A 19644-nucleotide genomic window follows, 5' to 3' on the forward strand; every position below is an offset into this window, starting at 1 on the left:
TTAGACAAACAAACCTTTAACATTAGCAGCGAATAATTTAACAGCAATCGCCAAAAGTATTACTCCAAATGTCTTGCGAACCACTCCAAGTCCGTTTTCTCCCAACAAATTTTCGATTTTTTTAGAAGACTTTAAAACGATGTAAACTAAGATGATATTAAGTACAATCGCGATAATAATGTTAATAGTATGAAACTGAGATCGAAGCGATAATAATGTTGTCATTGTTCCAGCGCCAGCAATTAGAGGAAAAGCTAGAGGTACAATAGAAGCAGATCCTGGTTCTTCGTCACGATAAATTCTAATCCCTAAAATCATTTCTAAAGCCAGAAAGAACAAAACGAACGATCCTGCAACGGCAAACGAATGAACGTCGATGCCAATTAAGTTTAGTAAACCTTCTCCAACAAAAAGAAAGACAATCATAATAGCTCCTGCAACAATAGAAGCTTTTTCAGATTCGATGTGTCCGACTTTAGCTCTTAAATTCACAATAATCGGAATCGAACCAACAATATCAATTACGGCAAAAAGCACCATACTAACGGTAATGATTTCTTTAAAATCGATTTCTAACATATCGCTTTGATTTTTAGGGTTTAAAAAACTGCTGCAAAAGTAGTTAATAAAGTTAGGTGTTTTTTCGTTAGAATGTATTTTTGTTATAAAAACATTGTTTACTTGTGTAAAATGTGATATTTATAACATTTTGCGCTTAGAATTATTGATTTGGAGAAAAACTAGCGTTTTAATTCTAAACTCAATTTATTTATTTTCTTTATCTGATAGAGTTTGTGTAAACAAATGTTAATAGTTGTAACTTATTGATAATCAATAGTTAAATTTGTTGTAATTTAAAAAGGGGAGATTATGAAAAAGAAGATGTACGTTGTAGTTCTCTTGTGTCTGTTGTTTTCATACAATAGTTCGCAAGCCCAAATCTGGCAGCAAATTAAAAAAGCAGCAGAGCAAAAAGGCAAAGACGGTAGTGGAACTGCTGATCAAAATACAAATATGGAAAATGCTGTTTTAAATTATAGTAAAAACAAAGTTGATCCTTCGGTAGTTCCAGATTCTTATTCTTTTAGTTGGAAATATATTATGGAAATTAAAACAGATGAGGGAAAGGCTATGAGCGCAAATTATTTTCTAGAACCAAATGCTTCATATTTTGCGATGAATATTGATCAAGGAAAAGGTCAAAACATGTTGATGATTATGGATTCTAAAAATAGCATAACGGTAACAGGTTTTGGTGATGGTAAAAGTAAAATGGCTACAGCTTCTAAAATGCCAGATTATTCGGCAATGGCAAAAAAAGAAGGAGCGAAGTCAAAATACACAATTAAATCATTGCCCAATAAAACTTTTTTAGGATACAGTTGCAAAGGAATTCAGATGACAAATGATGAACATGATATTATTTGTTATTACACAAGCGAGGCAAAAGTAAGTTTTGGAGATATGTTTAAAAATCAAAAAGGCTGGAAAATGCCAGATGAGTTTATGAATTATTTTAAACCTGAGGAACGTACCTTAATGATGGATATGACGATGAAAGATTTAAAAACCCGTAAAGTCACAACCATGAAATGTGTCAGTTTAGAAAAGAGTGCTTTTACTTTCAATAAATCAGATTATAAATTCATGTAAAAGGAGTTTGTGCATCAGGTTATTTAGACTAAGAACATATATTAAGAGCGGTTTTTATTTCCTGAATCTTTAGTTACCTTTGCAAAATGTTTCAATTAGGAAAAACCATAGTATCAGAGGATATCCTCGAAAAAGAATTTGTGTGCAATTTGTCAGCATGCAAAGGGGCTTGTTGTGTTGATGGAGATGCTGGCGCGCCTCTAAACGAAGCCGAGACAAAAATTTTAGAAGAAATTTACCCAAAAGTGAAACCTTTTTTAAGAAAAGAAGGAATTGATGCAATAGAAGCGCAAGGAACTTGGGTGAAAGGAACCGATGGCGATCTCGAAACGCCACTTATCGATAATAAAGATTGCGCTTACGTAATTTTTGACGGAAAAACGGCACTTTGCGGAATTGAGCAAGCTTATAATCAAGGACTCGTTGATTGGAAAAAGCCAGTTTCTTGTCATTTATATCCAATTCGTGTAAAGGACTTCACAGAATTTGCTGCTGTCAATTATGATAAATGGGATATTTGCGACGATGCCTGTTCGTTGGGTAAAGAACTAGAAGTTCCAGTTTACAAATTTGTAAAAGAAGCGTTGATAAGACGTTTTGGCGAAGATTGGTATTTGGAGCTCGAAAAGGTAGCGGAAGAACTTAAAAATTCATAAATAACAAGCCTATTTTTATAGGCTTTTTTTATGTTCTTTTTTGATTCAAAAAAACAAAGTTTTAACTCAAAAAAAACTTTTTAAAACTATTTAAAATTTCTTGCTTTTTATATTTAAAAGTCTATATTTTACGGGACTTTCGGGTGTAATTGTTGGTTTTAAATGTTTCATTTACAGTAAATTAATTATTGTATGAAAAGTTTCTCAAAAAACTACCGTTGTTAAAAACTACAGCAAATTGTGAATAAGTTTGACTTTCATTTTTGGCGTTAATTGACAATCTTTGTAGTCTATTGAATTAGCAAAAAATTCGGTATAAAAATTAAACAAAAATTGTCATGTCTCAAGTAGAACCAATCTTACAAGAAAATAAAAATCGTTTCGTTATTTTTCCTATCAAACATCATGATATTTGGGAATGGTATAAAAAAATGGAAGCTAGTTTCTGGACTGCTGAAGAAATCGATTTGCACCAAGATTTGACAGATTGGAATAACAAACTGAATGACGATGAAAGATATTTCATTAAACATATATTAGCATTTTTTGCTGCTTCTGACGGAATCGTAAATGAAAATCTTGCTGAGAACTTTGTGAATGAAGTTCAATATGCAGAAGCGAAGTTTTTCTATGGTTTCCAAATTATGATGGAAAACATTCACAGTGAAACGTATTCTTTATTAATTGACACTTACGTGAAAGACGAAGCAGAAAAAACAGAATTGTTTAATGCTTTGGAAGTTTTTCCTGCTATTGCTAAAAAAGGAGAATGGGCTTTAAAATGGATCGAGTCAGATTCATTTGCTGAAAGACTTATTGCTTTCGCTGCAGTTGAAGGAATCTTTTTCTCAGGCGCTTTCTGTTCAATTTATTGGTTGAAAAAACGTGGTTTAATGCCAGGTTTAACTTTCTCTAATGAGTTGATTTCTCGTGACGAAGGCGTACATTGTGATTTTGCTGTTCACTTGCATAATCACCATTTGGTAAACAAAGTGCCAAAAGAAAGAATTAAAGAAATTATTGTTGATGCATTGGATATCGAAAGACAGTTTGTAACTGAATCTCTTCCGGTAAGTTTAATCGGTATGAACGCTACTTTAATGACGCAATATTTGGAATTTGTTGCCGACAGATTACTAGTAGAATTAGGTTGTGAGCGTGTGTATGGATCAGCAAATCCATTCGATTTCATGGACATGATTTCTCTTCAAGGAAAAACTAATTTCTTTGAAAAACGTGTTGCAGAGTATCAAAAGTCAGGTGTTATGAACAATGACAGTGATGCTCAGAAAATTTCATTTGATGCAGATTTTTAGACAACAAAAATACTTTTAGTGTCTATCTTCAAGAGACACTAAAAAAAAGATTACAGGAATATTTTAAGGTTGAATCTCTTTCCCCAAGTCTAGATTCAATAGCAATTTTTGACGCATTTAAATTCGGTTTTCGAATTTGAAACGAGTAACTATTGAGAATTTGGTAATTCTCTAAAATTAATTTAAAAACACGCAATGTTTAAGTACTAGAGTCCGTTCTCTAGTTACTTTCATTTTTTCAATAACTATAAAAGGTAAGCTTATGTATGTAGTAAAAAGAGATGGCCACAGAGAGCCCGTAATGTTTGATAAGATTACAGAAAGAATCAAAAAATTGTGTTACGGCTTAAATGAGCTCGTAGATCCAGTTAAGGTAGCCATGAGAGTTATCGAAGGATTGTATGATGGGGTTTCGACTTCTGAATTGGATAATCTTGCTGCAGAAACGGCGGCTTCTATGACAATTGCGCATCCTGATTATGCTCAATTGGCAGCTCGTATAGCTATTTCTAATCTACATTCAAATACTAAAAAATCTTTCTCAGAAACGATGAAAGATATGTATCACTACGTAAATCCAAGAAATGGACAAGATGCTCCATTAATTGCTGATGATGTTTACAAAGTGATTCAGGATAATGCTGCTTTTTTAGATTCTCATATTATTTACACAAGAGATTTTAATTACGATTACTTTGGTTTTAAAACCTTAGAGCGTTCTTATCTTCTTAAGATTAACGGAAAAATCGTTGAGCGTCCGCAGCACATGTTAATGCGTGTTTCTGTTGGTATTCACTTGGACGATTTAAAATCGGTTATTGAAACTTATGATTTAATGTCTAAAAAGTTCTTCACGCACGCAACGCCAACGTTGTTCAATGCAGGAACTCCAAAACCTCAAATGTCTTCTTGTTTCCTTTTGGCAATGCAGGATGATAGTATTGATGGTATTTATGATACATTAAAACAAACAGCAAAAATCTCACAATCTGCGGGAGGAATCGGACTTTCTATTCATAACGTTCGTGCGACAGGATCTTATATTCGTGGAACGAACGGAACTTCAAACGGAATTGTTCCGATGTTGAGAGTTTTCAACGATACAGCTCGTTATGTAGATCAAGGCGGCGGAAAACGTAAAGGAAGTTTTGCGATTTACATCGAAACTTGGCATGCCGATATCTTCGATTTCCTGGATTTAAAGAAAAACCACGGAAAAGAAGAAATGCGTGCAAGAGATTTATTCTTCGCAATGTGGACTTCAGATTTATTCATGAAACGTGTTCAAGAAGATTCAACTTGGACTTTAATGTGTCCAAACGAATGTCCAGGTTTATATGATGTTTATGGAGACGAATTTGAAGCGTTATATACAGATTACGAATTTAGAGGAAAAGGAAGAAAAACAATCCGTGCTCGTGAGTTATGGGAGAAAATCCTAGAATCACAAATCGAGACTGGAACACCATATATGTTGTACAAAGATGCAGCAAACCGTAAATCGAACCACAAGAATTTAGGAACAATCCGTTCTTCTAACTTGTGTACAGAGATTATGGAGTTTACTTCTAAAGACGAAATCGCAGTTTGTAACTTGGCTTCAATCTCATTGCCAATGTTTATTGAAAATGGACAGTTTGATCACCAAGCACTTTACAACGTTACAAAACGTGTAACTCGTAACTTGAACAAAGTAATCGACAGAAACTACTATCCAGTAAAAGAAGCTGAAAACTCAAACATGCGTCACCGTCCAGTTGGTTTAGGTGTGCAAGGTTTAGCAGATGCTTTCATTATGTTGCGTATGCCGTTTACAAGTGATGAAGCTAAAAAATTAAACCAAGAGATTTTCGAAACTTTATACTTCGCAGCTTGTACCGCTTCTATGGAAATGGCAAAAGAAGAAGGACCATATTCAACTTTTGAAGGTTCTCCAATGTCACAAGGAGAATTCCAGCACAATATGTGGGGAATGAAAGATGAAGAATTATCAGGCCGTTGGGATTGGGCTTCATTAAGAAAAGAAGTAATGGAGCACGGAGTTCGTAACTCATTGTTAGTTGCACCAATGCCAACTGCATCGACTTCTCAAATCTTAGGAAACAACGAAGCTTTCGAACCATATACTTCAAACATTTATACACGTCGTGTATTGTCTGGAGAGTTCATAGTAGTAAACAAACATTTACTAGAAGATTTAGTAAAATTAGGTTTATGGAACGAAGATTTGAAACAAGAAATTATGCGTCATAATGGTTCTGTTCAAAACATCAATATCATTCCACAAGACTTAAAAGATCTTTACAAAACAGTTTGGGAAATGTCGATGAAAGATATTATCGATATGTCTCGTCAAAGAGGATATTTCATTGATCAGTCGCAATCATTGAACTTGTTCATGCAGGATGCTAACTATTCTAAATTGACGTCAATGCACTTCTACGCTTGGCAGTCTGGTTTAAAAACAGGAATGTATTACTTAAGAACAAAAGCGGCTGTTGATGCAATTAAGTTCACATTAAACAACGATAAAAAAGAAGAAACAGTTCCGTCTTTAGTTCAAGAAACTGAAGCAATCAGCGTTGAGGATTATAAAGCGATGCTTTTAAAAGCACAAGCAGCAGATCCTGAGGATTGTGAGATGTGCGGGTCTTAATTTTTCTTAGAAGAAAGAAAATAAAATAAAGAGTAAAGATTTTATTCTCAATTAATAGAAAAGCAGTTATTGTAATGATAGCTGCTTTTTTTAATTGTATTATTGGATAATGAAAAAAAACATAAAGAGTATACAAAACGAAATTGCCGTAATTAAAAGCTTTCTTTTAGAAGGATTATTCAATATTGAACACGATGATTGTTTTGCTATAAATAACTGTGAATTTTTGCTTTCCAAAGAAGCAAATAATAATTATATTAAATATAGCCTAAAACTAAAAGATGAATTATTTCACGACCAAATAACTTTTAAAAAATTAGGTTTCAACGAAAACTTCAAAATTAATTCAGAGAAAGATAGTTTTGTAATACCTTCAAAAAGTGTTAATAAGCTCAAAGGAAAAAGATTTGTCTCGTCAAAGGAATTAAAAGGTGAATTATCAAAAATATATTCAGAATCTTTTCCTCTAGAGTCTAATTCAATATTTCGCTTAATTTTAAAAACAGAAATAGAACACTTAACTACAATATTTTTGGGTACAGATTATGTCTGTGATAAAATCCATTATAGTTTAGGATTATTTAGAATAGAAGTTGATGATGTGGAATATCATATTTATAGGCATAAAATAAATGATGAGAATTATTTAATAATTGATTGTTTGAATACTTTAGATTTTTCTTCTTTTAAAAAAGTGAGTGAATTAATAATAAAATCAATCGCTTTCTTAACTGGAAATTGGTATCAAAAAGAAAATTATTTTTTTGCCTACGATTCTAATGAATTTAAGGAAGTGAAAAGTTATTACTATGAGTCTTTAGGAGATTCTATTATTTCTAATCACGAAATAATAAATCCAACTCAATTTAGAAGTTATGTTGAAGATGATTATATAGAAAAGCAAAAACTTGTAGACTTGCTTTTTTCAGAGAATAAAATGAGCGAATTTATAATTCAATTAAAATCAAAACCAGAACTTGAAAGAACAGTTGATTTGATTATTGAAGGTAACGGAATTAAATCTCCCTTAATTAGATGTAGTATTTTTAGCGTAGCTATGGAAACAATAGTTTCTTTAATACATAAAGAGAACAAAACGTTTTTTACACCACTTAAAAGCACATCGGAACTCAATGCTTTAAAAGAATCTTTTCGTTTAATTATCTCCGAAAACAAAGACAAATTCAATGATTTAGAAATAGAGGTTTTAAATAAGAAGATAGATTATTTAAATACTCCATTTAATGCAGATAAGTATTTATTAGCATATAAATTTTATCAAATCGAGTTACCAGAAAATTTAATTAAACTTTTAAAAACAAGAAATCTCTTTTTTCATGGATCAATCCCTTATAAAGGTCTGGATGTAAAAACTAAAATGAAAGAGTTTAATCTTGATGCTGATAGAATTCATTTATTAGTTTCAATTTTAATATTGAAATATTTCAACTATAAAGGTCATATAAAAAATCACGCTGCATATAGAATGGAAACGGAGAATTATTATGATGAATTAGGACTTGAAATTCGAGAAAGTTCTTTTTATAGAATATAAAATAAACAATATCCCCAAAAAATCCCCGTTCTAATTATTACCAAAGACTTTTTCAAAACTTAGCACCTCAGAATCTTAGCAACTTAGTATCTTTTAAAAAATTAAACCTTTAAAAGAAAGTCGAGTCTTATTGTAATAATTTCTGAACAATGAAAAAAAGCAGTCTTTGGTCCTTACGATTAGGTTTTTCAGGAAAACAAGCTTCAAAAATTGAAAAACTCGGCTTAGAAAAATTTCTAAAGCAATCTTATAATTCAAAATTTGATACAACACTTCCAGACTTTCTGCAAGATCAACCTAAAACTACTTTAGAGTTGAAACAAGTTCGGGAAATAATCAAAACTTCAGGTCCTGAATCCAAGAAAGAAATTCAGAAAAAAGAAAATCAAGCCACTGCCGAATTCAAAAAGTGGTGGATTGCGAAAATGCGCACGGATGAATTGCCGCTTCGCGAAAACATGGTTTGTTTCTGGCACAATCACTTTGTTTCGACTTCTCAAAAAGTAAAAATCAATTACTGGATTTATCAGCATAATATGATTTTGCGCGAAAATGCTTTTGGTAATTTTAAAGAATTAACCAAACAGATTCTAAAATCAAATGCCATGGTTAGGTATCTCGATAATGGAGATAATAAAAAAGGTAAAGTAAACGAAAATCTAAGTCGTGAATTACTCGAATTATTCACAATCGGAATTGGAAACTATACCGAAAACGATATTAAAAACGGAGCAAAAGCTTTGGCTGGACTTAATATTGGTGATGAAGGTGCCGTTTATAGAAAAAATATTGAAGACAATAGCGATAAAATTTACTTTGGAAAAACAGGAAACTGGAAAGCAGATGATTTAGTCGATATTATTTTCGAACAAAAAAACATTCCGTATCTCATTACAAGAAAAATTCTGAAATGGTTTATTTATGATAATCCGCCTGAAGATTTGGTGGTTTATTATGGCGATTATTTCCGAAAACAAAAGTTTGAAATCGAACCTTTATTGACTAAAATCTTTACAGAGGAATTTAAAAAGGAAAACTCTGGAAATAAAATCAAAAATCCGCTGGTTTATATTTTACAGCTTTGTGACGAATTACAGATAAAAAATGTTGATGATGCTGCAATTATGGCATTCATAAAACAACAGGGAATGGATTTGTACAATCAGGTAAATGTAAAAGGTTGGGACGGTGGAAATTCATGGCTCACCTCGCAGATTTATCTTCAAAGAAATAATACGGCCGATTTATTATGCAGCGGAAAGAGTTTGAATCGAAGAGTTTTAAAAACGATGATGAACGGAGTTGAAAAAGAAAAATCGGATTATGAAAAAGTTTCCGTGAAAGTTGCTTTTGATTCGGATGGAAATAACAAAACCATTATTTCGGAATTATCAGAACGACTTTTATTTAACGTCAGCGATTCGTCTCAAAAAGACATGGAAAATCTTTTGAAATACGATTTTGATCCCAAAGACCCGCATGCTGATTTTGCTGTAGTCAGACTTTTTAATTACATCACTAAACTTCCAGAATATCAATTAATCTAAAAAAGAAGTAATCATGAACAGAAGAAATTTTCTAACACTGACAGGAACTTTCACAGGTGGATTGCTTGTGCTTCCCGATTTTCTACATGCTTTTGGAACACAACAGAATTTAGTTGTTGGAGAACAGTGTATTGTTTTTGTGCAATTGAATGGAGGAAACGACGGTTTAAATACATTTATTCCATACGACGATCCTTTGTATTATGATTTACGAACCAAGATTGCTTTAAACAAAGATTTGGTTGTTGGAAAGAATAAAGGAATGGCATTTCATCCTTCATTAAAGGATTTTGCCCAAATGCAGCAAAACGGAGATTTGACTGTGATTCAGAATGTCGGTTATCCAGAGCCTATTCGTTCGCATTTTAGAAGCCAAGAAATTTGGCAGACTGCAACCGATTCTAATAAATATATAAATGAAGGCTGGCTCGGAAGATTTCTGGATTTGCAATGCAACGGACATCAGGCAACGGCGGGAATCAATTTAGATTCAATTGATAATTTGGCTTTAAAAGGTGTTGAACCTAATTTTATCACAGTAAAAGATCCAAACCGATTTAAAGTGAAAGGAAAAGAAGAAAATGTGACTTTGTCTCAGAATCCGCATTTAGATTTTGTTAGGAAAATTGCCAATTCGGTTACCGAAGGTTCAGATGAAATCCAGAAAGCTTTGGCGAAATCTAAAACGGAAATCAGTTATCCGAAAACAGAATTATCTAAAAATTTGGAATGGATTGCGCGTTTAATAAAAGGAAACCTAAATTCAAAAGTTTACTACACATCGCTCAACGGATTTGATACGCATGATAATCAGCTTGCAATCCACGAACGAAAATTGGCCGATTTAAATGATTCATTATATAGTTTTTATTCTGATTTAAAACAATCGCAATTATTACAGAACGTCACAATCGTGGTTTTTTCAGAATTTGGAAGACGTGTAAAAGATAATGGAAACGGAACAGATCACGGAACAGCCGCGCCAATGTTTATCATTGGAGGAAATAACAAAGGAACTATTTTAGGAAATAATCCCAATCTAGCAGACTTGGATAATGGCGATTTAAAATACCAAATCGATTTTAGAAGTGTGTATGCATCTTTACTAAAAGAAAAAATGAATTTTGATTATGCTAAAATTGGGATTAAAAATGCACCAGTGTCGGGGTTGTTTTGAATTAAATAATTAGTAACTAAATTTGCTTAAATTTGTATTCACTTTAATAATAAAAATATGCAAATCAAAAATTTATCTAAATATAGCAATGCTGAAAAAATTGTTTTAGCAGAGCAGTTATGGGACAGTGTTTCTAAAAATGATTTGGAAATTTCTGATGAAGTAAAAAGAGAATTAGATATTCGTATACAGAATTTAGAAGAAGGAAAAACTGAACTATATTCTTGGGAAGAAGTTAAGGCTCATTTAAAATCTCTAAGATAAAGTGCATAAACTTCGTTTTGTAAAAGAAGCATTATTTGATGTTGAAGATATTGTTCTTTGGTACGAAGAACAGCGTGTTGGACTTTCTTATGATTTTGAACTTTGTTTAGAGGCTGGAATAGATACAATCTTAAGGAATCCAAATTCGTTCCAAAAGAAATATAAGAATGTCAAAATTTTATTCATTTCAAGATTTCCTTATGGGATCCATTATAGATTCGAAAATGAGGAAATAATTGTTCTTGGGATTTTTCACACTTCTCGTTCTCCTAGAAATTGGTCTAAGAGATTAGGGTTATAATTAAGTTTAAAGCAACCATGAATTTAGAGATATTCAATTCACAAATTGCTTGAGTGTACGTTTTCTGTGTAATTCGAATTAAATAACCACAAAGATTTGCACTAATTCGTGAATTCGTGGCGAAAAAAACTGAGAATCTTAGGAGCTTAGTATCTCAGCATCTTAGAAAAAGCCATTGTATATATCTCATTTTAAGCCGATTTTTTTATATTATCATACAAAACCTGCTAAATTTGTTAAGAAATCCTTTTTTGTTTCATAAAATGCAATCTTTTTTTTGGCGCACTAAAAATAATTTATACATTCGCAAAGATTTTAAAACAAAACACAAACAAAATGGCAAGTAACCGTTTTTATTTTAGCAACAATTTTTATTTCTTCTTTAGTAGAAGTCAGGATTGTGCTATGGTTATTTGAGAAAAATTTTAAGACAAATAAAACTAATATACAATCCTGATGCAAATCAGGATTTTTTTTTGACTATATGACAACGAAAATTGCAATACAAGGTATTAAAGGATCATTTCATCATCAGGTTGTGAAAGAGTATTTCTCTGAAAATGTGGATATTGATGAGTGTTTATCTTTTGAAGAATTGATCGACAGCCTTATTGCCGGAAAATCTGATCAGGCTGTAATGGCGATCGAAAATTCAATTGCAGGGCCAATTATCCCGAATTATGCATTGATTGACAAGAATAATTTACACATAATTGGAGAGCATTATTTAAATATTCAGCAGAATTTAATGGCTTTAAAAGGTCAGAAAATTGAAGATATAAAAGAAGTTCATTCACACCCAATGGCACTTTTGCAGTGTATGGATTTCTTGAAACAATATCCAACTATCAAATTGGTTGAGGATAAAGATACAGCTGAAACAGCAAGAAGAATTCAGGAAAAACAGTTAACAGGAATTGCTGCAATTGCAAGTGAAACGGCAGCTGAAATGTACGATCTTGATATTATTGCATCATCGATTCAAACAATCAAAAACAACATGACACGTTTCGTAATCATCAAAAAGCAAAATTCATTTTTGCCGGAAAGCGAAATCAACAGAGCCTCTGTAAAATTTGAATTGGATCATAAAAGAGGAAGTTTAGCAGCGGTTTTAAACGTAATGAGCGACTGCAAATTGAATTTAACAAAAATCCAGTCGCTTCCAAAAATTGAAACGCCTTGGAAATATTCATTCTTCGTAGATGTAACATTTGAGAAATACGAAGATTTCGCAAAAGCAAAAGCGTTATTAAATATAATGGCAGAGTATTTTAAAGTGTTAGGAGAATATAAGAATACAAGGCCTTAAGGAAGTTAAGAGTTAAAGGTTAGAAGTTAAAAGTTTTGTCAGGCTGAGCGAAGTCGAAGCCCACGTTCCAATTGGAAAGCCCTTCGACTTCGCTCAGGGTGACAAGTCAAAAAGAGAAAAAGCATAGAGCGTAAAGCTTAAAGCATATAGCAAAAATTAAAAACAATGATTACAACAGCAAAACGATTAGACACAGTTGAAGAATACTACTTCTCATCAAAATTAAGAGAAGTTCGTCAGTTGATGTCTGAAGGAAAATCGATCATCAACATGGGAATTGGAAGCCCTGATTTGAGTCCGTCAAAAGCAGTAATTGAAGCAGTCGCTGCAGCAATTCAAGACGAAAACGGGCATGGCTATCAAAGCTATCAGGGATTGCCAGAAATGAGACAGGCGATGGCAGATTTTTATCGTGATCAGTTTGGTGTTGAAGTGAATCCGAATAATGAGATTTTACCTCTTATGGGTTCGAAAGAAGGAATTATGCACATTTCGCTGGCATTTTTAAATGAAGGCGATCACGTTTTAATTCCTAATCCAGGTTATCCGACTTATACTTCGGTAACCAATTTGGTTCAGGCAGTTCCAGTTTATTATGATTTGAAAGAAGAAAATGGATGGGAACCTGATTTTGAAGCTCTTGAAAAACTGGATCTTTCGAAAGTAAAAATTATGTGGCTTGGATATCCTCACATGCCGACAGGAGCGAGAGGAAGTTTAGCGTTATTTGAAAAATTGGTTGCTTTTGCTAAAAAACACAATATATTATTGATCAACGACAATCCGTATAGTTTTGTTTTGAATGATAATCCGATGAGTTTATTGCAAGTTGAAGGAGCGAAAGATGTGGCTTTAGAATTAAACTCTTTAAGTAAAACATTCAACATGGCAGGCTGGAGAGTCGGAATGGTTTTAGGAAATCCTGAAATTATCGATGCAGTCCTAAAAGTAAAAAGCAACATGGACAGCGGAATGTATTACGGAATTCAGAAAGGTGCAATCGCGGCTTTAAAATGTGATAAGTCTTGGTTCGAAGATCAAAACAAAATTTACAGACGCCGTAGAGAATTAACAGAAAAATTAGCTGAAAAGCTAAACTGTAAAGTATATAAAGAAGGAGTTGGTTTATTCGTTTGGGCAAAACTTCCGGAAGGAATCGAATCAGCAGAGAAGTTCATTGACGAAATATTATATGAGAAACATATTTTCATTACACCAGGAACCATTTTTGGAAGCAACGGTGAAGGATATATCAGATTCTCATTGTGTGTGAAAGAAGAAAAAGTACAAGAAGCGATTGATCGATTTTAGAAGTCATTGCGAGGAACGAAGCAATCTCAGTTGCTGAATCAATTGTTAGTGTGGTTGCTTCGTTCCTCGCAATGACAAAAAAATAAAAAAGAATTATGAAAGTATACGTAATAGGAATAGGGTTAATAGGTGGTTCAATGGTGTTAGACATCAAAGGACGTTATCCTGATGCGACTATTTTAGGAATCGACAATAACGAAAAACATTTGCAGGAAGCAATTGATCTTGGGGTTATTGACGAAGCAGGAAGTTTTGAAGATTTACAAAAAGCTGATTTTGTAATCGTTTCGGTTCCGGTAGATGTGGCGCTGACGGTTTTGCCTAAAGTTTTGGATGCAGTAGGAGATAAAACGATTGTCTTTGAAGTTGGATCGACCAAGAAGCCAATTTGTGAAGCAGTAGCCAATCACCCGAAAAGAAGAAATTTTATTGCTACACACCCAATTGCAGGAACAGAGTTTTCGGGGCCATCGGCAGCAATAAGAGGTTTGTTTCAAGGAAAGACAAACATAATCTGTGAAGTCGAAAAGACAGCTTTTAAATTACAAGAGAAAGCATTAAATCTTTTTACTTCAATCGGAATGAGGATTCGATATATGGATCCCGTTTCGCACGATAAACACATTGCTTATGTTTCACATTTATCGCACATTAGTTCGTTTATGCTTGGAAAAACGGTAATGAATAAAGAAAAAGACGAGCAAGATATTTTTGATATGGCGGGAAGTGGATTTGAAAGTACCGTTCGTCTCGCGAAAAGTTCACCAGCAATGTGGACGCCAATTTTTAAACAAAACAAAGAATACGTTCTAGAAACATTGGAAGCTTATATCTCGAACCTGAGTCGGTTTAGGGATTTGCTAAAAGAAGAAGATTTCAACGCCATTTTTGAAGAAATGGAAAGCACAAATAAAATAAAAGAAATACTAAACGGATTAACAACAACTAAAAAGTAAATTAGAATTAAGATGGAAAATAAGAAAGAAATGAGAAAGTGGTTAGAAGATTTCAATTTAAATCACCCACTTGTGATAGCTGGACCTTGTAGTGCAGAAACTGAAGATCAAGTTTTGAAAATCGCTCACGAATTAAAAGATTCAAAAGTTAGTGTTTTCAGAGCTGGAATCTGGAAACCAAGAACTCGTCCAGGAGGATTTGAGGGTGTTGGTGAAATTGGATTAAAATGGTTGCAAAAAGCTAAAGCTGAAACTGGTTTATTAATGGGAACTGAAGTGGCGACTGCAGCGCACTGTAAACTGGCTTTGGAACATGATATTGACGTTTTATGGGTTGGTGCTCGTACAACTGCAAACCCTTTCGCAGTTCAAGAAATTGCTGATACTTTAAAAGGAACTGATAAAATTGTTTTGGTTAAAAACCCAGTAAACCCAGATTTAGCTTTATGGTTAGGTGGTGTTGAGCGTTTACACATGGCTGGAATCGAGAAATTAGGAGTTATTCACAGAGGTTTCTCTACTTACGAAAAAACAAAATACAGAAATATTCCAGAGTGGCAAATTGCTATCGAATTGCAAAATAAATTCCCTGATTTGCCATTAATCATTGATCCATCTCACATTACTGGAGATCGTAAAATGATTTTCGAAGTAACTCAAGAGGCTTTAGACTTGAACTACGACGGTATGATTATCGAAACGCATATCGATCCAGACAACGCTTGGTCTGATGCTGCGCAACAAGTTACTCCAGATGCTTTGAAACAAATCATCAAAGATTTAACTATCAGAAAAACGGATGATACTACAGACGAGTACAGCCAAAAAATGAAAAAACTAAGAGCTAACATCGACGTATTGGATGCTAATTTATTAGAGCTTTTAGGAAAACGTATGAAAGTTGCTGACGAAATTGGTCAAGTGAAAAAAGACGCTAACGTTGCGATTCTTCAAAACAACCGTTGGAACGAAATCTTAGGAAAAATGATTTTAGAAGGTGAGAAAAAAGGTCTTACTGAAGAGTTCGTTTTAAGAATGTTCAAAGCGATTCACCAAGAAAGTATTGGACACCAAGAGAAAATTTTCAACGCATAATTTTATTTTAAACCATATAAGTGATATAAGGTAATTTTAGTTTTATTTAAACTTTTTCAAAATTTTCTTATTTCACAATTTTAAAATTAGATTGTTTTTTTTAAATCCCCATTGCTTTGAAAGAAGTAGTGGGGATTTTTGCTGTAAATATTCAAGAAGTTATATTCACTTACATTACTTATATGGTTTAAATTATTCATTTATCTTTGCAAAGTATTTAGGTTTTATCTAAGATCTAAAATCAGAAATCTAAAATTAAAGAATGACAGGAACTGTTTACAAATCTACAGGAAGCTGGTACACCGTAAAATCTGAAAAAGGAGATTTTGTGGAATGCCGTATGAAAGGGAAATTCAGAATAAAAGGGATAAAAAGTACCAATCCTATTGCTGTAGGTGATATTGTCGATTATGAATTAGATGAAACTTCGGATGCCGTAACCGGAACGATTCATAATATTCACGAAAGAAAAAATTATATCGTTCGTAAATCGGTTAATTTGTCTAAGCAGATTCATATTATTGCTTCTAATATTGATCAAGTTTTTTTATTGATTACTATCGATAATCCACCGACGACGACAAGTTTTATTGATCGTTTTCTGGTTACAGCCGAAGCATACGGAATTGAAGCTATTCTTGTTTTTAATAAAATAGATACTTTAACAGAGCAGACTCTAGACGATCAGCTTTATCTGCAGCATATTTATCAGGAAATAGGGTATAAATGTCTCCGAATTTCATCAACAGAAAATAAAGGAATTGATAAGCTGAAAGAAATGATGATTGGAAAAGTAAGTATGTTTTCAGGGCATTCTGGCGTTGGAAAATCAACTTTGGTTAATGCGTTAGAACCAAGTCTTCACTTAAAAACTTCCGTAATTTCAGAACAAAGCAAACAAGGTCAGCATACTACAACTTTTGCTGAAATGTACGATTTGTCTTTTGATGCCCGAATTATTGATACTCCAGGAATTAAAGGTTTCGGAATCGTTGATATGGAGCCAACTGAAATCACTGATTATTTCCCAGAATTTTTCAGATTGAAAGACCAATGTAAGTTTAACAATTGTTTACACAAAGAAGAACCGCATTGCGCCATAAAAGCAGCTCTAGAAAAAGATGAAATTGCTTGGTCACGATATAATAGTTACCTTAAAATTCTAGAAGGTGATGAAGAACATTATCGCACCGATATTCATGGAGAAGATCGTGCTGCGAGCGATGAAACAAGAAAGTAAATAAATTCCAATTTTTAAATTGCTTCGCCTGTTCGCTATCGCTTGAGTCCAAATTCCAAACGAAATTATTGTAGAGATGCACTGCAGTGCATCTAACGTCAGAATTTAAAAATCTGTTTAATCCTCATAATCTGTGGCTAAAAATAAAATAAATGAAAGTTGTAATCCAAAGAGTTTCAGAAGCATCAGTAACCGTTGATAATAAAAAAACAGCAGACATTAAAAAAGGATTATTAGTATTAGTCGGAATTGAAGACGCTGATACACAGGAAGACATTGACTGGCTTGCTGGAAAAATTATAAAAATGAGAATTTTTGGAGACGAAAATGACGTTATGAACTGCTCAGTTCAGGATATTGACGGAGATATTATTGTTGTAAGTCAGTTTACGCTTCATGCATCGACCAAAAAAGGAAACCGTCCTTCTTATATAAAAGCTGCAAAACCAGATTTTGCAATTCCGACTTACGAGAATTTTGTTCAAGCTATAGAAAAAGAGCTTGATAAAAAAGTCCAAACTGGAATTTTTGGAGCCGATATGAAAGTCAGTCTCTTAAATGATGGGCCAGTTACCATAGTAATGGACAGCAAAAACAGGGAGTAAAATATTATTAAACATTTGTTAAGGATTTCTGAAAATAATATATATTTGATGAAAATCCCTATTAATGAAAAACCTTTTTTGCGCATTTTTTTTTGTATTATTCACTGCCAATATTTCTGCTCAAAAGAGCATTTATCCTATATTTTCTATTCCAGATAGTTTAACGCAAAATGCAAATGCTGTTCTTCGTTTAGATCAGATGGATATTGTTATTGCTTCGCAAAGAAGTATGAATATCAAAACTCAAAGGGTTGTTTCTATTTTAAATGAAAAAGGTTTAAAAGATATTGATGCTTTTAGTCATTATGATAAAACAACTTCAGTTAACAATATTGAAGCTATAGTCTATGATGCTTTAGGAAATGAAATCAAAAAAATCAAAAGAAAAGATTTTAAGGATCAAAGCGCCGTAAGTGGAAGCACACTTTTTTCGGATAATCGAGTGCTTTATTTAGATTATACTCCAATTTCTTATCCATTTACGATTGCCTTTACCTGCGAGACTGAAACTTCAAATACAGCATTTATTCCGCAATGGTATTTTATTGGTGGTTACAACTTGAGCGTAGAAAAATGTATTTTGAATGTTACGTATCCAAAAGGATTAGGTTTTAAAAAGAAAGAGTTCAGATTTGGTAATTTAAATATCCAAAAAACGACTGATACCGATACCAATTTAAGTTATATAGCAACAAATATAGTTGCTCAAAAACAAGAAGATCTTAGTCCTTCTCCTTCAGATCTTTTTCCTAAAGTTATGATGGGATTAGAAAACTTCCATTTAGAAGGAGTTGACGGGAATGCTACCACTTGGGAGGCATTCGGTAAATGGTATGGTGATAAAATCTTAACTGGCACTACAGTTTTAACTGAAGAAACAAAAAGCAAAATTAAAGCTCTTGTGGGAGACGAAAAAGATCCTGTAAAGAAAGCCAAAATTATTTACGATTATGTGCAGAAAAAATCCCGCTATGTAAACATTGCAGTTGGTATTGGGGGCTGGAAACCTATGTTAGCCACAGATGTTGATCGTTTAGGATATGGAGATTGCAAAGCATTGTCTAATTATACAAAAGCACTTTTACAAGTTGTAGATGTTCCTTCATATAATACTATTTTGTATGGTGATCGCTATAAAGAAGATATTCAGTCTGATTTTGTATCGATGCAAGGAAACCACATGATTTTGGCAATTCCAAACAAAGACAACTACATCTGGCTAGAATGTACAAGCCAAGATGATCCGTTTGGATATCAGGGAACTTTTACTGACGATAGAAATGTTTTGGTTGTAAAGCCAGAAGGAGGAGAAATTGTACGAACTAAAATCTATGATGATAGAGGAAACACTCAAGATGGCAAAGGAGTGTATACAATTGACCAAACTGGAAATTTTTCTGGCACATTAAAAATAGCATCTCAAGGGAGTGTATATGCTTCTAAATCTCGAGTAGAAATTATGCAACCAAACGAAAAAGAAGAGCATTACAAAGATTACTGGGATAATATCAACAATTTGAAGTTGGGTAAAATTACTTTTACGAATGATAAAGAAAATGTTCGTTTTACCGAAGATGTTCAAATAAGTGCCGCAAATTATGGAACGCTTTCGGGTAATAAAATGATTTTTGTAGTTGATGCCTTCAATCAATATACAGGAAATGTAAAACGAATTAGAAACCGAAAAAATCCATTTCAAATTCAGCGTGGGTTTTTAGATACCGATGAAATTGAAATCAATCTTCCTGAAGGTTATCAGATAGAATTCCTGCCTTCAAATTATGAGTTAAAAGGGAAATTCGGTGAGTACAAAACCGAAATCATAAAAAAAGAAAATAATAAATTGACTTATAAAAGGTCTATGTTTCTAAACAAAGGAAAATATTCAAACAAAGAATATGATGAGTACCGCTTGTTTATGGAACAAGTTTCTAGAAACGATAATGCCAAGATAATATTGACCAAGAACTAACTAATATAAACCAAAAACCAACCAAAAA

Annotated in this window: 17 protein-coding genes; 16 read left to right on the forward strand and 1 reads right to left on the reverse strand. The window is 33.0% G+C overall.

Translation table 11 applies throughout. From position 1 onward, the window contains the following. Positions 1-579 carry a MarC family protein gene (locus JI750_RS07205; RefSeq protein ID WP_008465051.1) on the reverse strand — a complete coding sequence of 193 codons (579 nt, stop codon included), beginning with the start codon at positions 577-579 and terminating at the stop codon, positions 1-3. A 291-nt stretch (positions 580-870) separates the two neighbouring features. On the opposite strand from JI750_RS07205, the gene JI750_RS07210 reads away from it, so the two are divergent. From JI750_RS07210 to JI750_RS07285, 16 genes are all read left to right on the forward strand, one after another. Next, the gene (locus JI750_RS07210; RefSeq protein ID WP_201999646.1) at positions 871-1653 is read left to right on the forward strand and encodes a DUF4412 domain-containing protein; all 783 of its coding nucleotides are present in this window, start codon (positions 871-873) and stop codon (positions 1651-1653) included. An 86-nt stretch (positions 1654-1739) separates the two neighbouring features. Continuing rightward, on the forward strand, positions 1740-2309 hold the full coding sequence (locus JI750_RS07215) for a DUF3109 family protein (RefSeq protein ID WP_201999648.1): 570 nt from the start codon (positions 1740-1742) through the stop codon (positions 2307-2309). 338 nt (positions 2310-2647) lie between these two features. Further along, on the forward strand, positions 2648-3625 hold the full coding sequence (locus tag JI750_RS07220) for a ribonucleotide-diphosphate reductase subunit beta (RefSeq protein WP_198855471.1): 978 nt from the start codon (positions 2648-2650) through the stop codon (positions 3623-3625). A gap of 262 nt (positions 3626-3887) precedes the next feature. Beyond that, the gene (locus JI750_RS07225) at positions 3888-6281 is read left to right on the forward strand and encodes a ribonucleoside-diphosphate reductase subunit alpha (RefSeq protein ID WP_201999650.1); all 2394 of its coding nucleotides are present in this window, start codon (positions 3888-3890) and stop codon (positions 6279-6281) included. A gap of 109 nt (positions 6282-6390) precedes the next feature. Next, the gene (locus JI750_RS07230) at positions 6391-7836 is read left to right on the forward strand and encodes a hypothetical protein (protein ID WP_201999652.1); all 1446 of its coding nucleotides are present in this window, start codon (positions 6391-6393) and stop codon (positions 7834-7836) included. 149 nt (positions 7837-7985) lie between these two features. Beyond that, a complete protein-coding gene (locus JI750_RS07235) occupies positions 7986-9383 on the forward strand; it encodes a DUF1800 domain-containing protein (protein WP_201999654.1) in 1398 nt (465 codons plus the stop codon). Positions 9384-9396: 13 nt separating this feature from the next. Next, the gene (locus JI750_RS07240) at positions 9397-10560 is read left to right on the forward strand and encodes a DUF1501 domain-containing protein (protein ID WP_201999656.1); all 1164 of its coding nucleotides are present in this window, start codon (positions 9397-9399) and stop codon (positions 10558-10560) included. Between the two features lie 57 nt (positions 10561-10617). Beyond that, positions 10618-10824, forward strand: coding sequence for an addiction module protein (locus JI750_RS07245; RefSeq protein ID WP_201999658.1), 207 nt, complete (start codon positions 10618-10620; stop codon positions 10822-10824). A 1-nt stretch (position 10825) separates the two neighbouring features. After that, positions 10826-11125, forward strand: coding sequence for a type II toxin-antitoxin system RelE/ParE family toxin (locus JI750_RS07250; protein ID WP_201999660.1), 300 nt, complete (start codon positions 10826-10828; stop codon positions 11123-11125). Between the two features lie 484 nt (positions 11126-11609). Next, entirely contained in the window at positions 11610-12437 is an 828-nt protein-coding gene (locus JI750_RS07255; RefSeq protein ID WP_201999662.1) for a prephenate dehydratase, read from the forward strand. Positions 12438-12602: 165 nt separating this feature from the next. Continuing rightward, complete coding sequence (locus JI750_RS07260) at positions 12603-13748, forward strand: pyridoxal phosphate-dependent aminotransferase (RefSeq protein ID WP_111376515.1); 1146 nt, start codon at positions 12603-12605, stop codon at positions 13746-13748. A gap of 95 nt (positions 13749-13843) precedes the next feature. Next, positions 13844-14704 carry a prephenate dehydrogenase gene (locus JI750_RS07265; RefSeq protein WP_201999665.1) on the forward strand — a complete coding sequence of 287 codons (861 nt, stop codon included), beginning with the start codon at positions 13844-13846 and terminating at the stop codon, positions 14702-14704. Between the two features lie 12 nt (positions 14705-14716). Further along, a complete protein-coding gene (locus tag JI750_RS07270) occupies positions 14717-15799 on the forward strand; it encodes a bifunctional 3-deoxy-7-phosphoheptulonate synthase/chorismate mutase type II (RefSeq protein WP_026728420.1) in 1083 nt (360 codons plus the stop codon). A gap of 262 nt (positions 15800-16061) precedes the next feature. After that, positions 16062-17039 carry a ribosome small subunit-dependent GTPase A gene (gene rsgA, locus JI750_RS07275; RefSeq protein WP_201999667.1) on the forward strand — a complete coding sequence of 326 codons (978 nt, stop codon included), beginning with the start codon at positions 16062-16064 and terminating at the stop codon, positions 17037-17039. Positions 17040-17191: 152 nt separating this feature from the next. Next, the gene (gene dtd / locus JI750_RS07280) at positions 17192-17644 is read left to right on the forward strand and encodes a D-aminoacyl-tRNA deacylase (RefSeq protein ID WP_201999669.1); all 453 of its coding nucleotides are present in this window, start codon (positions 17192-17194) and stop codon (positions 17642-17644) included. A gap of 64 nt (positions 17645-17708) precedes the next feature. Continuing rightward, the gene (locus JI750_RS07285; RefSeq protein ID WP_201999671.1) at positions 17709-19616 is read left to right on the forward strand and encodes a DUF3858 domain-containing protein; all 1908 of its coding nucleotides are present in this window, start codon (positions 17709-17711) and stop codon (positions 19614-19616) included. The last annotated feature ends 28 nt before the right edge of the window (positions 19617-19644 follow it).

Origin of the sequence: Flavobacterium tagetis (genome assembly GCF_016735615.1) — a bacterium.
In the GTDB taxonomy this organism is placed as follows: Bacteria; Bacteroidota; Bacteroidia; order Flavobacteriales; family Flavobacteriaceae; genus Flavobacterium; species Flavobacterium tagetis.

What these genes read in the sequence shown, in the direction of transcription:
- dtd (WP_201999669.1), top strand. Translation starts at nt 17,192, where the DNA reads ATGAAAGTTGTAATCCAAAGAGTTTCAGAAGCATCAGTAACCGTTGAT.
- JI750_RS07270 (WP_026728420.1), top strand. Translation starts at nt 14,717, where the DNA reads ATGGAAAATAAGAAAGAAATGAGAAAGTGGTTAGAAGATTTCAATTTA.
- JI750_RS07225 (WP_201999650.1), top strand. Translation starts at nt 3,888, where the DNA reads ATGTATGTAGTAAAAAGAGATGGCCACAGAGAGCCCGTAATGTTTGAT.
- JI750_RS07220 (WP_198855471.1), top strand. Translation starts at nt 2,648, where the DNA reads ATGTCTCAAGTAGAACCAATCTTACAAGAAAATAAAAATCGTTTCGTT.
- JI750_RS07255 (WP_201999662.1), top strand. Translation starts at nt 11,610, where the DNA reads ATGACAACGAAAATTGCAATACAAGGTATTAAAGGATCATTTCATCAT.
- JI750_RS07265 (WP_201999665.1), top strand. Translation starts at nt 13,844, where the DNA reads ATGAAAGTATACGTAATAGGAATAGGGTTAATAGGTGGTTCAATGGTG.
- JI750_RS07230 (WP_201999652.1), top strand. Translation starts at nt 6,391, where the DNA reads ATGAAAAAAAACATAAAGAGTATACAAAACGAAATTGCCGTAATTAAA.
- JI750_RS07245 (WP_201999658.1), top strand. Translation starts at nt 10,618, where the DNA reads ATGCAAATCAAAAATTTATCTAAATATAGCAATGCTGAAAAAATTGTT.
- JI750_RS07235 (WP_201999654.1), top strand. Translation starts at nt 7,986, where the DNA reads ATGAAAAAAAGCAGTCTTTGGTCCTTACGATTAGGTTTTTCAGGAAAA.
- JI750_RS07240 (WP_201999656.1), top strand. Translation starts at nt 9,397, where the DNA reads ATGAACAGAAGAAATTTTCTAACACTGACAGGAACTTTCACAGGTGGA.
- JI750_RS07205 (WP_008465051.1), bottom strand. Translation starts at nt 579, where the DNA reads ATGTTAGAAATCGATTTTAAAGAAATCATTACCGTTAGTATGGTGCTT.
- JI750_RS07285 (WP_201999671.1), top strand. Translation starts at nt 17,709, where the DNA reads ATGAAAAACCTTTTTTGCGCATTTTTTTTTGTATTATTCACTGCCAAT.
- JI750_RS07210 (WP_201999646.1), top strand. Translation starts at nt 871, where the DNA reads ATGAAAAAGAAGATGTACGTTGTAGTTCTCTTGTGTCTGTTGTTTTCA.
- JI750_RS07215 (WP_201999648.1), top strand. Translation starts at nt 1,740, where the DNA reads ATGTTTCAATTAGGAAAAACCATAGTATCAGAGGATATCCTCGAAAAA.
- JI750_RS07260 (WP_111376515.1), top strand. Translation starts at nt 12,603, where the DNA reads ATGATTACAACAGCAAAACGATTAGACACAGTTGAAGAATACTACTTC.
- rsgA (WP_201999667.1), top strand. Translation starts at nt 16,062, where the DNA reads ATGACAGGAACTGTTTACAAATCTACAGGAAGCTGGTACACCGTAAAA.